At 60.4% G+C, this 12993-nt stretch carries 17 protein-coding genes; 3 read left to right on the forward strand and 14 right to left on the reverse strand.

Annotation, left to right across the window (positions count from 1 at the left end; all coding sequences use genetic code 11):
* Nucleotides 1-77: 77 nt before the first annotated feature.
* The 13 genes from H8S34_RS04155 to H8S34_RS04215 form a co-directional block, all read right to left on the reverse strand.
* Nucleotides 78-356 (reverse strand): DUF6514 family protein, encoded by a 279-nt coding sequence (locus H8S34_RS04155; protein ID WP_101692361.1) that lies wholly within the window; start codon nucleotides 354-356, stop codon nucleotides 78-80.
* Between the two features lie 261 nt (nucleotides 357-617).
* The gene (locus tag H8S34_RS04160; protein ID WP_101692362.1) at nucleotides 618-1064 is read right to left on the reverse strand and encodes a hypothetical protein; all 447 of its coding nucleotides are present in this window, start codon (nucleotides 1062-1064) and stop codon (nucleotides 618-620) included.
* A gap of 12 nt (nucleotides 1065-1076) precedes the next feature.
* A complete protein-coding gene (locus H8S34_RS04165; RefSeq protein ID WP_101692363.1) occupies nucleotides 1077-2141 on the reverse strand; it encodes a type IV pilus twitching motility protein PilT in 1065 nt (354 codons plus the stop codon).
* 32 nt (nucleotides 2142-2173) lie between these two features.
* On the reverse strand, nucleotides 2174-2575 hold the full coding sequence (locus H8S34_RS04170; protein ID WP_145996844.1) for a hypothetical protein: 402 nt from the start codon (nucleotides 2573-2575) through the stop codon (nucleotides 2174-2176).
* A complete protein-coding gene (locus H8S34_RS04175; RefSeq protein ID WP_186963122.1) occupies nucleotides 2568-2897 on the reverse strand; it encodes a type IV pilus modification PilV family protein in 330 nt (109 codons plus the stop codon). Before H8S34_RS04175 ends, H8S34_RS04170 begins: the two co-directional genes overlap by 8 nt.
* Entirely contained in the window at nucleotides 2894-3391 is a 498-nt protein-coding gene (locus tag H8S34_RS04180) for a DUF4860 domain-containing protein (RefSeq protein WP_101692366.1), read from the reverse strand. Before H8S34_RS04180 ends, H8S34_RS04175 begins: the two co-directional genes overlap by 4 nt.
* A 35-nt stretch (nucleotides 3392-3426) precedes the next feature.
* A complete protein-coding gene (locus H8S34_RS04185; protein WP_186963123.1) occupies nucleotides 3427-3762 on the reverse strand; it encodes a hypothetical protein in 336 nt (111 codons plus the stop codon).
* 27 nt (nucleotides 3763-3789) lie between these two features.
* Nucleotides 3790-4836: a type II secretion system F family protein gene (locus H8S34_RS04190; protein WP_101692368.1), complete on the reverse strand. Its 1047-nt coding sequence runs from the start codon at nucleotides 4834-4836 to the stop codon at nucleotides 3790-3792.
* A 24-nt stretch (nucleotides 4837-4860) separates the two neighbouring features.
* Nucleotides 4861-5781, reverse strand: a complete 921-nt coding sequence (locus tag H8S34_RS04195) for a transglutaminase-like domain-containing protein (RefSeq protein ID WP_235964110.1) — start codon at nucleotides 5779-5781, stop codon at nucleotides 4861-4863.
* Nucleotides 5778-6533 carry a sortase gene (locus H8S34_RS04200; protein WP_186963124.1) on the reverse strand — a complete coding sequence of 252 codons (756 nt, stop codon included), beginning with the start codon at nucleotides 6531-6533 and terminating at the stop codon, nucleotides 5778-5780. The genes H8S34_RS04195 and H8S34_RS04200 overlap by 4 nt, the downstream gene beginning before the upstream one ends.
* Before the next feature lie 23 nt (nucleotides 6534-6556).
* A complete protein-coding gene (locus H8S34_RS04205; protein ID WP_186963125.1) occupies nucleotides 6557-7771 on the reverse strand; it encodes an AfsR/SARP family transcriptional regulator in 1215 nt (404 codons plus the stop codon).
* 188 nt (nucleotides 7772-7959) lie between these two features.
* Nucleotides 7960-8577 carry a TatD family nuclease-associated radical SAM protein gene (locus H8S34_RS04210; RefSeq protein WP_186963126.1) on the reverse strand — a complete coding sequence of 206 codons (618 nt, stop codon included), beginning with the start codon at nucleotides 8575-8577 and terminating at the stop codon, nucleotides 7960-7962.
* A gap of 48 nt (nucleotides 8578-8625) precedes the next feature.
* The gene (locus H8S34_RS04215) at nucleotides 8626-9396 is read right to left on the reverse strand and encodes a TatD family hydrolase (protein ID WP_101692372.1); all 771 of its coding nucleotides are present in this window, start codon (nucleotides 9394-9396) and stop codon (nucleotides 8626-8628) included.
* A gap of 105 nt (nucleotides 9397-9501) precedes the next feature.
* Here H8S34_RS04215 and H8S34_RS04220 point away from each other — a divergent pair, with 105 nt between their 5' ends.
* A complete protein-coding gene (locus tag H8S34_RS04220; RefSeq protein WP_186963127.1) occupies nucleotides 9502-10458 on the forward strand; it encodes a hypothetical protein in 957 nt (318 codons plus the stop codon).
* A gap of 81 nt (nucleotides 10459-10539) precedes the next feature.
* Here the strand turns inward: H8S34_RS04220 and H8S34_RS04225 are convergent, their stop codons facing one another.
* Nucleotides 10540-11484 (reverse strand): NAD(P)-dependent oxidoreductase, encoded by a 945-nt coding sequence (locus H8S34_RS04225; RefSeq protein WP_101692374.1) that lies wholly within the window; start codon nucleotides 11482-11484, stop codon nucleotides 10540-10542.
* Nucleotides 11485-11895: 411 nt separating this feature from the next.
* Between H8S34_RS04225 and H8S34_RS04230 the strand changes: the two genes are divergently transcribed.
* Together H8S34_RS04230 and vanR are read left to right on the forward strand one after the other, a co-directional pair.
* Nucleotides 11896-12132, forward strand: coding sequence for a hypothetical protein (locus H8S34_RS04230; RefSeq protein WP_101692375.1), 237 nt, complete (start codon nucleotides 11896-11898; stop codon nucleotides 12130-12132).
* A gap of 88 nt (nucleotides 12133-12220) precedes the next feature.
* The gene (gene vanR / locus H8S34_RS04235) at nucleotides 12221-12910 is read left to right on the forward strand and encodes a VanR-ABDEGLN family response regulator transcription factor (RefSeq protein ID WP_186963128.1); all 690 of its coding nucleotides are present in this window, start codon (nucleotides 12221-12223) and stop codon (nucleotides 12908-12910) included.
* The last annotated feature ends 83 nt before the right edge of the window (nucleotides 12911-12993 follow it).

Raw genomic sequence — 12993 nt, forward strand, 5'->3', positions numbered from 1 at the left:
CTTCTTTCCCTTTGCACACCCTGTTTCCATAAAAATACCGGAGGCCGGATCATCGATCCGGCCTCCGGTATCCATGCTTATGCGAGCCAATCCAGGACCACATCTCGCAGGGTGGAAGGAGTTACCGTGTTGCGCAGCAGGAGTTCCATTAATTCATCAATGCGGGAAACGCTTACGGTGACATGGGGGAGCTGTGCTCCCTCACTTCCATCCGCAGCCGCGATCTTTACGCCGTAGCTTTCACAGGCGAACCCATCACTCACACACATTTGGTCCACCAAGATGTAATAGTCGAAGCAGTACTTTTGACCGTCCTCACCCTCCTCAGTGCGCTGCCCGACGTACAATTCCCTCATCTTGCGCCTTCCCCTCCTTATATCAGATCACTTCCAATGCAATTATATTGTATTTCCTACGGCACGGAAAGAAAAATCGTTCGCAATTTTCCCACGGAACTGCCATTTTTCCACACATTTCCCCCAATTCCACGACCGTCAACCGCGACATTTGTCAGATTATGACGCCTTATCGGGGACTTGGTCGCACACTTTTTCTTTTCTGGCTGCAAAAATCCCGCCGGGCACCCGGAAAAACCGGGCCCGGCGGGCTGCTCTCTATTACGCTTTTCCGCTCAACCGTTCATCCACACATTTGATGAGCTCCAGTACGCTGGCATACTCCTGCCGCGGCGTCCCATCCAGCCAGTCCAGAAATCCCTGCCAGGTGGTATTCCGCCGGGTGATGACATACAGCTGAAAGGTGGCTGCTTCGCCCCGGGCGGCCTCCACCTCTTCCCGGGACATGCCGCTGTTCAGATCTTTGGCGACCAGATCGCTGCACCCCTCTCCCCGTCCGGGGCAGAAGGTACGGGTGCGCTCAAAGGCCTGAGGAAAATTCTGTGTATCAAGCACTTCCTCCAGCTGGAGCAGAAGTCCGCCGATATCGGAAAAGGAAAAGGGACGCAGCAGGCGGCGGCTCACGACCCGGCCGCAGATACGCCCGTCCGTCACCTGATCCACACAGATCCGGATGGCTGCGTCATAGTGGTTCATATTTGCCGGCATAGCTTCTCCTCCTCACCGTACTGCGGCAAGCCGTTTTTGCATCCATTCGCTGTTGATGCTGTGGCGCAGGGCCTCCTCTTGGCTGATGCGTCCATTCTGCACCAGGCGCAGCAGGCTCTGGTCCATGGAGACCATGCCCTCCGCCGCACCCTGGGAGATCACATTGTCGATCTGATGGGCCTTGGACTCCCGGATCATATTGCGGATGGCGCTGTTGACCACCATCACCTCAAAGGCCGGGGTCAGCCCCCCATCCACGGTGGGCACCAGCTGCTGTGAGACCACGCCTTCCAGCACCATGGACAGCTGGGTGCGGATCTGCTGCTGCTGCTCCGGCGGGAAGGAATCCACGATCCGGTCAATCGTACTGGACGCCCCCACCGTGTGCAGCGTGGAGATGACCAGATGGCCGGTCTCGGCGGCGGTGACCGCCGCCCGGATGGTGTCGGCGTCCCGCATCTCGCCCAGAAGGATGATATCTGGGGCCTCCCGCAGGGCGGCCCGCAGCGCGGCATCGTAGGATGCCGTGTCGGTGGACAGCTCCCGCTGGGTCACCACGCTCTCCTTGTGGTGGTGGAGGTATTCAATGGGGTCTTCAATGGTGATAATGTGGCTGTTGCGGGTGGAGTTGACTGCGTCCACCAGACAGGCCAGTGTGGTGGTCTTGCCGCTGCCCGCCGGGCCAGTGAAGAGCACCATACCCCGGGTGTAGCGGGAAAAGGCCATCACATTGTCCGGGATTCCCATGGCCTCCCGGTCAGGCAGCGCAAAGGAGACCACCCGGATCACCAGTCCCAGGGAGCCGCGCTGCTTGAGGGCGTTGACCCGGAAGCGGGAAAGGCCCCGCACGGCAAAGGAGAAATCATCGTCCCCCACCTCCAGCAGGCGCTTCATATCCCGCTCTCCCGCCAGGTGGTAGAGCTCTTCCACCAGGGCCTGAATGTCAGGGGGGAGGAGGCGTTCCCCCTCTCGCCGGATCAGGCCATGGATCTTATAGGCTGCCGGCATACCGGCAATGATGAGAATATCTGAGGCAGAGCGGGCCACGGCCCCCTCCAGGATCTCCAGAATGGTCATGCTGTTTCCTTCTTTCAGCGGGCGGGGCCGGTTCACTCGCCCAGGCCGCCATCCCACAGGTTCCACTGGTCTTGGATCTCACTCTCGTCGGGCCCGCTGGCCACCACTTCCCAGTGTTCAATGGTAACGCCGCCCTCCATCGCGCCCGACGGGATGCGTCCCAGCGTGATGTGAAGAGACTGATTCCCCTCCATGGGGATCCACTCGTCCAGCTCGGTCTCATTCCCGGAGGCAAAGGCGGCATACCGCTGGGCTGCCTCCCGGTCGGCGGCATAGTAGGACTGCACCGTCTCTGCATTGATCTCCGAGAGGGCCAGGTCCGCCTTGGCGGTCGTCAAAGTCAGTGCCGCAAAAATAGACAGAGTGAGCACCAGCAGCACCGTAATGATGGTGATGATCCCCACTCCAAAGGGAGATTCCTGCCGTCTATCCAAGGTAGGTCACCCCTTCCAGCTCATAAACCTGGATATCGTCTTGATAGATGGCGATATCCAACTCGTTCCCACGCACCGCGCACTGGGCACTAAATCCATTGTCCTCTTCCCTGCGCTGCGCGGGCTCCTCCCCGGTGGCCTTCCACTCCTCGGCGATGGATTGGGCGAGATAGACCGCCTGGGTGAGACGCGTGCTCTCCTGGCTGATACGGCGGGCATGGACCAGAAGACCCACGCAGACCGCCGCGCACAGGGCGAAGATCAGGAGATTGCACACCAGCTCGATGAGAAAGAGGTTGGCTTTTTTCGGTCCGTAACTCATCCCAACACCTCCCCGCCGGGTACCGTGTTCACGCCCATCCGGGACGTGACGCTGGCGGAACAGACCTCGCCATCCTCCGCCGTCACGGTGATGGTGAGAAGATCTCCCTCCAGCGTCAGCTCCATACGATCCAGAGGCAGAATGGCTACGCCGTCCTCGGCCTTCATGCCGCTGTCCTTCTCGGCGTAGAGCTCCCGCAGCTGTCCGTCATAGACATACAGGACCGTATGGTAGTCGCTCTCGCCGGAATCGGTCAGCTCCAGGGCGGGCAGATACTCAAAGGAGCCTACCCCCACACTCCAGGACCGGCGAACCTGATTGATCAGATAGGACAGTGCCGTGCGCTCCGTCTCATTCCCGTCGGAGACCGCTACCACGTCCCGATAGACTCCGCTGCCCAGCAGGGTGATCCCCATGGCCAGGATAAAAAAGAGGGCACACAACACCACGACCAGAGCGGAACGCAGTCCGCGCCCTTCACTTGAGAGTTTCATAACTGGTCACGCTCCTTCCAAAATGGGCCGCCCGCTCATTCCAGAACGGGATCCCCCTGCCCTGCCGCGGGCAAAACCGTGATGTCGGGCATCAGGTTGGAGGCGATGTACTGATAGTCCACAAAGATCCGGCTCTCATCAATGGATACGCCGTAGCGCTCCTCCAGATCGGCCAGACTGGCCGGATAGCTTCCCTCCAGCGCATAGCACTGGACTGCCGCACGCCGGACCGCACGTTCTGTCATGACCAGGCCCTCCTGGTCTGCCTTTCCGCCCAGTCCTCCCGCCGCAGCAAAGAGAAATACAGGCAGTACAACGACCAACAGCACCAGGGGCAGGGCCCGGCGCAGGGTATGTCTGGACTGGAACAAAAAAACACCTCCCAAAAACGGTCTTTATCAACCGCCGATGGCGGAGAGCACACCCAGCAGGGGCAGCATCACGGACAGGAGCACCAGTCCCACCGCCAGACAGAGGATGATGACCAGGCCATACTCAAAGCGGCTGAGGAGCAGCGAGAGCCGCTCATCGGCGTCAGCCTGACAGCGGCGGGAGAGCTCTTCCATGGCCTGCTCGGACACACCGGCCCGGAAACCGGCGCTCAGAAGTCCCGCCTGAAGACCGGTAAAGAGCCCGCAGCTCTCCACCGCGTCAGCAAAGGCAGTCCCTGCCGCCATCCGGTCCCGGCAATCCTTCAGGGCGGGGGCAATCCCCGTTCCGTCCAACAGGTCACAGGAGCGGTCCATGGCCTCATCCAGCGGGAGACCACTGGAGAGCATCAGCGCCATGGCAGAGGCAAAGCGGCTGCGGTCTACCGCCCGATAGGGTGCGGTACCGGAGAGCAGACTGCTCAGGGCAGCCTGCCCCTTGGCGGTGCGGAACATCCAGAGCACCCACACCGCAGCAGCCACCAGCACCACCGCAAAGGCGGCAGCCACATATTTACTCACCGCGCCAAAGGTCATCAGACCCCGGGCAACGGGGGACAGACTCACACCCAGCTGGCTGAATACCTGCTGGAACACGGGCAGTACCCGGGATACCAGGGCCAGAAAAACCACCGCGATGAGCACCGCCATGGCCGCCGGATAGGCGATGGCCCGCCGGAGGGACTGCTGAGTATCCGCCTCCCGGCGGTAGTACGCGGAGAGGGCCGAGAGCACCTGGTCCAGCCGGCCGGAGGCCTGCCCGATCTCCACCATGCGCAGCATATAGTGGGGGAATACTCCGGTCTCCTCCAGCGCCGCGGAGAGCGCACGTCCTTCCAGCAGAACGGCGTGCATCCGCTCCAGCAGTTCCTTCTCACGGGGGGATCGGGCGTCCTGGGCCAGGATACCCACACTCTCCTCCGAGCCGATGCCGGCCTGGACCATCAGAGAGAGCTCATAACAGAATACAGAGAGCTCATCCGGGCCAAGCACCTGGGGCTTTGCCGTCTTTTTCATTCTTTTCGCTCCCTTTCCGCTCCTTTAATAGGCGTATTTCTGGGAATAATTGCTGGGGGTGGTCACGTACTTCATGATGGAGGCGCTCCCCTTGCCGGTGGAGACAAAGGTGGGGTCCATCATGGTCCAGCTCTTGCCGTCAAAGTAGATGGCATTCTTGATCCAGCCCACGCCCTCCACATAGACATCGATCCAGGCGTGGTAGATCTTGCCCGCATAGCCCACGACCAGCTTGCAGGGGATATCCTGAGAGCGGAGCATGGTGGCCATGACCGCCGCATAGTCAAAGCAGATACCCTTGCGCGCAGCCAGCACCTTATCCACATCGGGCAGATAGCCCGTGGGCGGATTGGCCGCCAGATCATAGTCGTAGCTGAAGTTGCTGGTCACCCAGTTGAAGATCGCGCTTACCTTGGCCAGATCATCGGTGGCACCGGCATTCTGCACGATCTCTTTACCCTTGGCCACCGTGGTGCTCTTTTCCGTAAAGTTCACATACTGATTGGGGTAGAGGAAGGGCAGAAACTGGTTGCGCAGCTTCAGAGAGACGCTGGTGCTGTACGCCTGGGCATACTTCGTGCCGGAGGTGTTCTCAAACACCTTGACGGTGTAGCTTCCGTCTCCCTCGGTCAGAGGAAAGGTCTCATAGCTGCCGGTATTGTTCAGGTTATAGGTATAGGTCGTGCCGCCGCTCTTGGTGATCTGCACTTTGATGCGGACATTTTTTCCGCCTGTGTACTTGACCTGGATAAATCCCTCGCTCAGATTGGACGTATCCACGGCGGCTTTCGCGTTGGAGAGGACGGTGACGCCGCTCTGCATAACGGTCTTGGACGGAATGTTGGAAGCCTCCGCCCAGGTCTGAAATACCGTGCCGGCAACGCCCGCCGTCAACACCAGGGCGAGAACTGCGGCACCAACGCGCTTTTTGATGGGTAGATTCAAGGTGTTACCTCCTCAGTTGGAATAGGGGAAGGGTCCGCCGTGCCGATGTCCAGCCAGGCGGGGAAATCGTAGTCTTCGTCATAGGGCAGGATATCCACCTGCCGGGCGCGCACCACATAGCGGTGGTCCGCCACGCCAATGGGCGTACAGGTGGTCAGGGTCAGGCAGGAAAAGCCCTGGCAGTAAATAACGCTCCAGTCATCCGGCTCAATGATCTTGGTCTGATCCCAGACATACTGGTAGATGTGCGTCTCATCCACCAGATAGAGGCAGTCGCCCGGCCCGATGGTGTGCAGGTAGTAAAAGGGAACGTCGTCCGTGATCTGGCCGTTGCGCACCCAGTTCCGATGACCCGCAATGGACACATTGCCCCCAACCTCATCCGGCATCTGGGCATAATCATACAGGCCCTCCCCCTGGAGAAGGGTCTGTTCGTCCACACCGTCCAGGACCGGGACGTCCACATCAAGCTTTGGAATCACCAGGCGCATACTGCCGCTCACATAGGCCTTGCGCTTTTCGCTGACAAATACTTTATCCTGAGGGAGTCCCCCGTCATCCGCCTCCGGCCAGGGCATGGGCGTGGCAGAGGGGGAGGGGAGGACCTCCGGCGTGAGCTGGGACTGTGCCGTATACCGCGGCGTGGGCAGTGGGGCCGGCCGGCTGCTTTTCCACACAGCAGCGCCGGCCAGCACCAGCAGCACAGCGGCGGCGGCAAAACAGAGTACCGCCCAGAGTTTGCGTTGTTTCATGGAAAACCCGGCTCCTTTTTCGCTCACGCCATCTCCAGCTCCCGGATGCGGTAGGAGATCTTGAGGAAGCTGCGCCGGTGCTGCCGGTAGAAGGCAGCGACGATCCGCTCCATAACCATGGTGGAATCCTCAAAATTGGCCGCGGGCAGCATCACGACATACTGTGCCCCGCTGTACCGGGAGACCACGTCCCCCCGCCGCAGGCCGTTGGTGAGGATGGCAAGAAGCTGATCCATCGTGTTGTTGAGCGCCCCCAGTTCCGGCATTCCGCCTCCAGGCAGAGAGACCGTCAGAAGCGCCAGATGGACGCAGGTCCCGTTGCGGGCAGCCCGGCGGGCCTCCAGACGGTAGGCCTCCCGGAAGAAGCCGTATTCGCACACAAAGGCACCGGGACGGATGGCTGTCTCCTTCAGGCTCTGCTGAATGACCGCCAGATCGGTCTCCAGGCTCTTTTCCGTGTCCATAATGGCGGTATAGAGATCCCGCAGCTCGGCCGAGGGCGTGACGCCCAAACTCCGGTAGAGCAGATCGGTGGCCATCTCATAGCGCTCCAGCGCGGCGGCATCCCGTCCCTGCTTCACCAGAGAGCGCACCACTAGGATGTGAAGCCCCTCGTCCAGGGGATCCAGCTCGCTGGCGCGGCTGCACAGGGCGGTCATCTCTTCAAACTGCTCGTGCTTTTCCAGAAGGGCGGCATACTCCTTCACCGCCCGGACAAAAAGAGCGTGGTAGTGGGTGGACAGAGGGATCACCCACATATGGTTTTCCTGCTTGGGCAGGAAATCCCCTTTGTACAGTTCGGCAGCCTCCCGGTAACAGGCCATCCGCTCCTCATCGCTCCAGTCTTTCTCCTGGGCGCGCAGGCACAGTTCTTCAAAGCGGTCGGCGTCCACCACGCACTCGATCTCCCGGTTCCAGGAGTAAGAGCCGCGCTGGGACAGGATCGGGGGCATATCGCCGGGAAACAGGGGCTCGAGCATGGCACGAACCCGGTAGAGCAGGGTTTTCAGCGCATTGACGGGATTGGAGCTGTTCTCTTCCGGCCAGAACAGTTCGATCAGCTCCGACTGGGATACATTCCGATCCCGGTGTATGATCAGATAGCAAAGGACATTCCAAGGTTTCTGCGAGCGATTGATCTCATCGGTCAGGAGATTTCCATCTACCTCTATACCGAAACCGCCCAGCATAGAGACCGAGACAGACATCCGTTTCGGTACGGCGGCTGGCTGTTTCATGTGACGTTCCTCCCTTACTTTGGGACAAAGCGTGCGGCTGACATATCCTCTTTCTTCTCTTGTATGTACGTATGATTCGTTCCATTCACACACACGCGTGGCATGATACAACTATTATTATATCAGCTTTCCCCCGAAAAAGGTAGTGCTTTTCCCACTTTAAAACGCCAAAATATGGCGGTATACCCTTACTCAGGGATGTACGCTCTGACCCGGAGCCGGGCGCCCAGACTCTCGGCCAGCGTGCGGCAGCGCTGGATCTCCTCCGGCGTCTTGTCCTTATCCACAATGGTCATGACCACATGGGGCACATACGCCGTAGCCCGGCGGGTGAAGTCCAGCATGGCCTCCCAGCCCCGCACTCCATCCTTGGGCTGGGTCACGGCGCAGTACTCCTCCGCCGTGGAGCCGTTGAGAGAGATGGATACCGTGTCGATCCGCCCCGCCAGATCCGCCGTCACATCCCGGCCCTGGATCAGGTTGGCGTGTCCGTTCGTGTTGATGCGCACCGGGGGAAGTCCGGGGACCTCCTCCTTCAGCCGGTCCACCAGCCACAGGATATCATCGGTGCGGAACATGGGCTCTCCAAAGCCGCAGAACACCAGCTCCCGATAGGAGGGGAGATCCCGTTTCCGCAGGTCATCCAGAGCCTCCTCCCGGGTGGGCTCGTGCTCCAGCCACAGGTCATCGGCGTAGATGCTCCCCTTGTGCCCGTTGTGGCGCAGGCAGAAGACACAGGTGCAGTCGCAACGGTTGGTGAGGTTGACGTAGAGCGCGCCTTCATATTCATAAGATATGGTCATCATACAGATTAACTCCCTTCGATCCGGCCCCTGGGGCCGTCATGGTGCCTCTTATGCCTCGAGGCGGAAAAAGCGTCTTCCGTTTTCCGTCGTGATGCGGGCCACTTCTTCGGTGCTCAAGCCCTTGATCTGGGCCACGGTCTCCGCCATGCGGTAGAGGTAGCCCGAGTCGCACCGCCGCCCCCGGAAGGGCTCCGGCGTCATATAGGGCGCGTCGGTCTCCAGCATGATGTGCTCCAGAGGCAGCCACTCCAGCACCTCCAGCGCACGCCGGGCCTTTTTAAAGGTGATGTTCCCGGTGAAGGAGAGCATCCACCCCATCCGGACCAGAATCTTGGCCTCCTCCACACTGCCCGCATAGCAGTGGAACACACCCCGGGCATTGGGATGGGCCCGGGCAATATCCAGGCAGTCCTGGTGGGCGTCCCGGTCGTGTACGATGGCGGGGAGGTCCAGCTCCTCCGCCAGGGAGAGTTGCGCGTCATAGAACTCCCGCTCCTTGGCCCGTCCCTCCGGGTCCTTCACCCAGTAGTAGTCCAGTCCGATCTCGCCGATGGCCTTCACCCGGGGATGGGCCGCCAGGGTGCGGATGGCATCCAGATCCGCCAGGGAGACCCCCTCCAGATTTTCCGGGTGGTATCCCACCGCGGCGTAGAGGAAGGGATAGCGCTCCGCCAACTCCACCGCAAAGCGGGATGTCTCCAGATCACAGCCCGGATTGACCACCAGCTCTACCCCCCGCTCTGCAAGGCCCTCCAGGACCTGATGACGGTCGGCGTCAAACGCATCGCTGTCATAATGGGCATGAGTGTCAAAATACATGTTCTCCGACCTCTCTTGTCAAAAATCATACGGGGGCGTCTAGTGTTTTTTACCTCTGTTTATGATACAATGATTTTTACTCAAATGCAAGGGAGCGAATCTGTCATGTCTGCTGCAACCAGTTCACTTACCGCCGCCTTTTCCGCCTTTGCGCGGGAGGGCGGTTATCTGCTCCGGGACAACCGGATCTACGGCGCCTGCCGCCGGTATCCCTTTGAGGCCGCACTGGCCTCCCACGGCCGGGGCGCCGTGTGCTTTTTCTTTCGGATCAACGGCATTTTATCCACCGATCGACTAAAATCTCTGCGGGAGACTCTGGGCCAGGGCTGGACCATCGGCGTGGTCTCTTCCGGCACATACAGCCTTACCTACAAGCCTACCCGGGAGCAGAACGAAAGTCCTGATTTTGCCGGGGCCGTAGAGCACATGGCCAAGGCCCTCCAGGCGGACCGCATCCCAGTCCCCGATACCTGTCCCCTCTGCCAGAAAACGGGCTGCGACGCCCTGGCCAAAGTACAGGACTTTGGCTTTGGTCCCGTCCATCGCTCCTGTCTGCGCAAGGCGGAAAAGACGCTCCGTCCGGTACGCGCCTCCGGGAGCCGTGCTCTCGGCTTGATCGGCGCTCTTCTCGGCACTCTGGTCGGACTGATTCCGTCCATATTCACCATTGTGCTCCTGGACCGGGTCTTTCTGCTGGCCTATGCCATCCCGCCGCTGTGCGCTTTCCAGGGGTATAAGCTTCTGCATGGGCGGATGGACCGCCACGCCCCGCTGGTGACCGCCGCCCTCTTCTCCCTGGCCGCCACCCTGCTCCTGGGACTGGGGCACTGTGCCTATGCGGCGCAGGGTCTCTCCGCCCCCGCACAGCTGCTGGAGCTCTGGTCCGCCCGCTATGGCCTGGGTGAGCTGCTCAAAGAGCTGCTCGTCTGGGTCTTTGGCAGCTGGCTGGCCTGGGGGCAGTTCAGCCGTTCCTCCGGCTATGCCGCCCACTCCATCCAGACCTCTCTGGATACCATGACCGACCGAAACGGCAAGGCACTGGCCTCCTCCAAGCGCGCCTGATCGTATCTGTTCCCCATCCAAGCCCATGATTTGACATGGACCGGCGTGGCCCTCTGAGCCGCGCCGGTCCATTTGATTTTCTCAGCAGACCACATGAATGGGGCTGCCGGCCAGCCAGGCCCGCAGGTTTTCACAGACCAGGGCGGCCCGCTTCTCCATAGACTGCCCGGTGGCAAAGGCTACATGGGGCGTGGCCAGCACATGTTTGGCGCGCAGGAGGGGATGATCCTCGGGTACCGGCGGCTCCATCTCAAACACATCGATGCCCGCGCCGGCAATGCGTCCCTCGTTCAGGGCGTCGGCCAGGGCCTGGGAGTCCACCACGCTTCCCCGGGCGGTATTGATCAGCAGCGCGTTGGATTTCATCCGCCCGATGCGCTCGGCGTCCATCAGTCCTTTTGTCTCCTCTGTAGCCGGGACGTGGAGGGAGACGATGTCGCACTCGGACAGCAGGGTATCCAGATCCACCTGCTTGACCCCCGGCAGTGTCTTGGGGGAGCGGTTGTAGCCGTATACCTCACAGCCAAAGGCGTTTGCGATGGCGGCCACCCGGCTGCCGATGGCACCCAGGCCGACCACGCCGAACTTCTTTCCCTCCAGCTCAAAGCCCACCAGTCCGTTCTTGGTCCCGCCCCGGCGGACCACCTCGTCACAGGTGCCCAGGTTCCGGCCCAGCGCGATCACCATACCGAACACCAGGTCCGCCACGGCCGCCGTCGAATAGCCGGCACAGTTGGACACGGTGATCCCCCGCTCCCGGCAATAGGCGAGATCCACATGGTCCACACCGGTAAAGGCCACATTAATGTATTTCAGGTTGGGGCAGTGCTCCATGACCTCCCTGCGGTATGGAAAATTGGACAGGATCACCGCGTCGGCCTCTCTGGACCGCTCGATCAGGGTGGGCACGTCCTCCACACGGGTATCATAGGCCACGACCTCCATCCGGCCGTCCACCGCTTTCTCTACCATGTCCAGCAGCTTTTCCTGCTCAATCCCCAGAGGTTCCAACACCATCAGCTTCATCGCATATCGCTCCTTCCGCCCCATATTAACTCGGTCGTTCTGTTGTCTGCCGGTTGGCCCGGCGGGGTCCATTATAGGCCTTTTTTTCTTCTCCCGCAAGCGGCAGGGCTGCCGCCCATTACGCCGCGTCAGACAGCTCCTCCCGCGCCTCCTGTTCACTGTCCGCCGAGAAGCAGAATCGCCCGGCATGGTCATATACCTCCACATGTCCGCAGACCCATCGAAATTCGTAATACATCAGGAGACGCCCCTTTCTGTTCTGAGAAGTTGTCTTTAGCATACGCCTCCTACAGTCCATTAAACCGGACTCTGACACGCATGTTCCGGTTTTAGACTTTTTTAATCCTTTCTTTACCGCCCTTTCAGGCTTGCGCGGTATACTGGACCCAACCTGAGAAAGGAGCGATAGCGATGTTGACACTCACACTATGTACGGCGGCCCTCTTTCTTCTGGCCCTGATCGGTCTGGTCCTTGTGGCGGTAGGCCTGCCCTTTGCGGTCCTCTTTTTTGCACTGCTTCCCCTGGCGCTGCTGCCGGTGGGGGCGGTCATGCTGCTTTTGGGCCTGCTCCGCACACCCCGGCAGGCAGAACGGATCCTGCCCGGACTGGTGGTGTTTCTTTTGGGTCTGGCTCTGCTCTACCATTAACTTTTTCTTACGTTTCCCCCCACTTCTTGACTTGTGTCCCGGCAGACGGGTATAATGTCGATACGATTTCTGAGAAGGGGGAGTGCCCATGGAAACCCATATTCTGGTGGTGGACGACGAGCCGGAGATTGCCGATCTGGTGGAGGTCTATCTCCAGAGCGAGGGCTTTACCATCCACAAATGCGGCAGCGGCACCGCCGCGCTGGAGGTGGTGCGCTCCGTCCCCCTGGATCTGGCTATTCTGGACGTGATGCTCCCCGATATCTCCGGCTTTACCCTTTGCAGCGAGATCCGCAAGGAACACCATTTCCCCGTGCTCATGCTCACGGCCAAGGTGGAGGACTCGGACAAGATCACCGGGCTGACCATCGGCGCGGACGACTACATCACCAAGCCCTTTAACCCCCTGGAGCTCATCGCCCGGGTCAAGGCCCAGCTCCGGCGCTATACCCGTTACAACGAGACCGACAAGAGCGCCGGGGAGGTCATCGACTTCAACGGTCTGGTCATCAACCGCTCCACCCATGAGTGCTGGCTCTACGACCAGCCTCTGGTGCTCACCCCCATCGAGTTTGACATCCTCTGGATGCTCTGCGAGAACCGGGGACAGGTCATCTCAGCGGAAAAGCTCTTTGAGTCGGTCTGGAAGGAGAAGTATCTGGACCGGAACAACACGGTCATGGTCCACATCCGCCGCCTCCGGGAGAAGATGGGGGAGCCCTCCCGCAATCCCCGCTTCATCAAGACGGTGTGGGGCGTGGGCTACAAAATCGACTGATACAACAGGCGGAGCCGGGACGGCTTCGCCTTTTCTTTTGCCGGTGGGTATGCTAAGATATACAGATACCGAATCTACACGGG

The sequence above is a fragment of the Pseudoflavonifractor hominis genome (genome assembly GCF_014288125.1).
Classification (GTDB): domain Bacteria; phylum Bacillota; class Clostridia; order Oscillospirales; family Oscillospiraceae; genus Pseudoflavonifractor_A; species Pseudoflavonifractor_A gallinarum.

Excerpts from the sequence above, each read along its gene's own strand:
- H8S34_RS04210 (WP_186963126.1), bottom strand. The coding sequence starts at position 8,577 with ATGATGACCATATCTTATGAATATGAAGGCGCGCTCTACGTCAACCTC.
- H8S34_RS04200 (WP_186963124.1), bottom strand. The coding sequence starts at position 6,533 with ATGAAACAACGCAAACTCTGGGCGGTACTCTGTTTTGCCGCCGCCGCT.
- H8S34_RS04160 (WP_101692362.1), bottom strand. The coding sequence starts at position 1,064 with ATGCCGGCAAATATGAACCACTATGACGCAGCCATCCGGATCTGTGTG.
- H8S34_RS04205 (WP_186963125.1), bottom strand. The coding sequence starts at position 7,771 with ATGAAACAGCCAGCCGCCGTACCGAAACGGATGTCTGTCTCGGTCTCT.
- vanR (WP_186963128.1), top strand. The coding sequence starts at position 12,221 with ATGGAAACCCATATTCTGGTGGTGGACGACGAGCCGGAGATTGCCGAT.
- H8S34_RS04165 (WP_101692363.1), bottom strand. The coding sequence starts at position 2,141 with ATGACCATTCTGGAGATCCTGGAGGGGGCCGTGGCCCGCTCTGCCTCA.
- H8S34_RS04155 (WP_101692361.1), bottom strand. The coding sequence starts at position 356 with ATGAGGGAATTGTACGTCGGGCAGCGCACTGAGGAGGGTGAGGACGGT.
- H8S34_RS04225 (WP_101692374.1), bottom strand. The coding sequence starts at position 11,484 with ATGAAGCTGATGGTGTTGGAACCTCTGGGGATTGAGCAGGAAAAGCTG.
- H8S34_RS04180 (WP_101692366.1), bottom strand. The coding sequence starts at position 3,391 with ATGAAACTCTCAAGTGAAGGGCGCGGACTGCGTTCCGCTCTGGTCGTG.
- H8S34_RS04230 (WP_101692375.1), top strand. The coding sequence starts at position 11,896 with ATGTTGACACTCACACTATGTACGGCGGCCCTCTTTCTTCTGGCCCTG.
- H8S34_RS04220 (WP_186963127.1), top strand. The coding sequence starts at position 9,502 with ATGTCTGCTGCAACCAGTTCACTTACCGCCGCCTTTTCCGCCTTTGCG.
- H8S34_RS04175 (WP_186963122.1), bottom strand. The coding sequence starts at position 2,897 with ATGAGTTACGGACCGAAAAAAGCCAACCTCTTTCTCATCGAGCTGGTG.
- H8S34_RS04215 (WP_101692372.1), bottom strand. The coding sequence starts at position 9,396 with ATGTATTTTGACACTCATGCCCATTATGACAGCGATGCGTTTGACGCC.
- H8S34_RS04190 (WP_101692368.1), bottom strand. The coding sequence starts at position 4,836 with ATGAAAAAGACGGCAAAGCCCCAGGTGCTTGGCCCGGATGAGCTCTCT.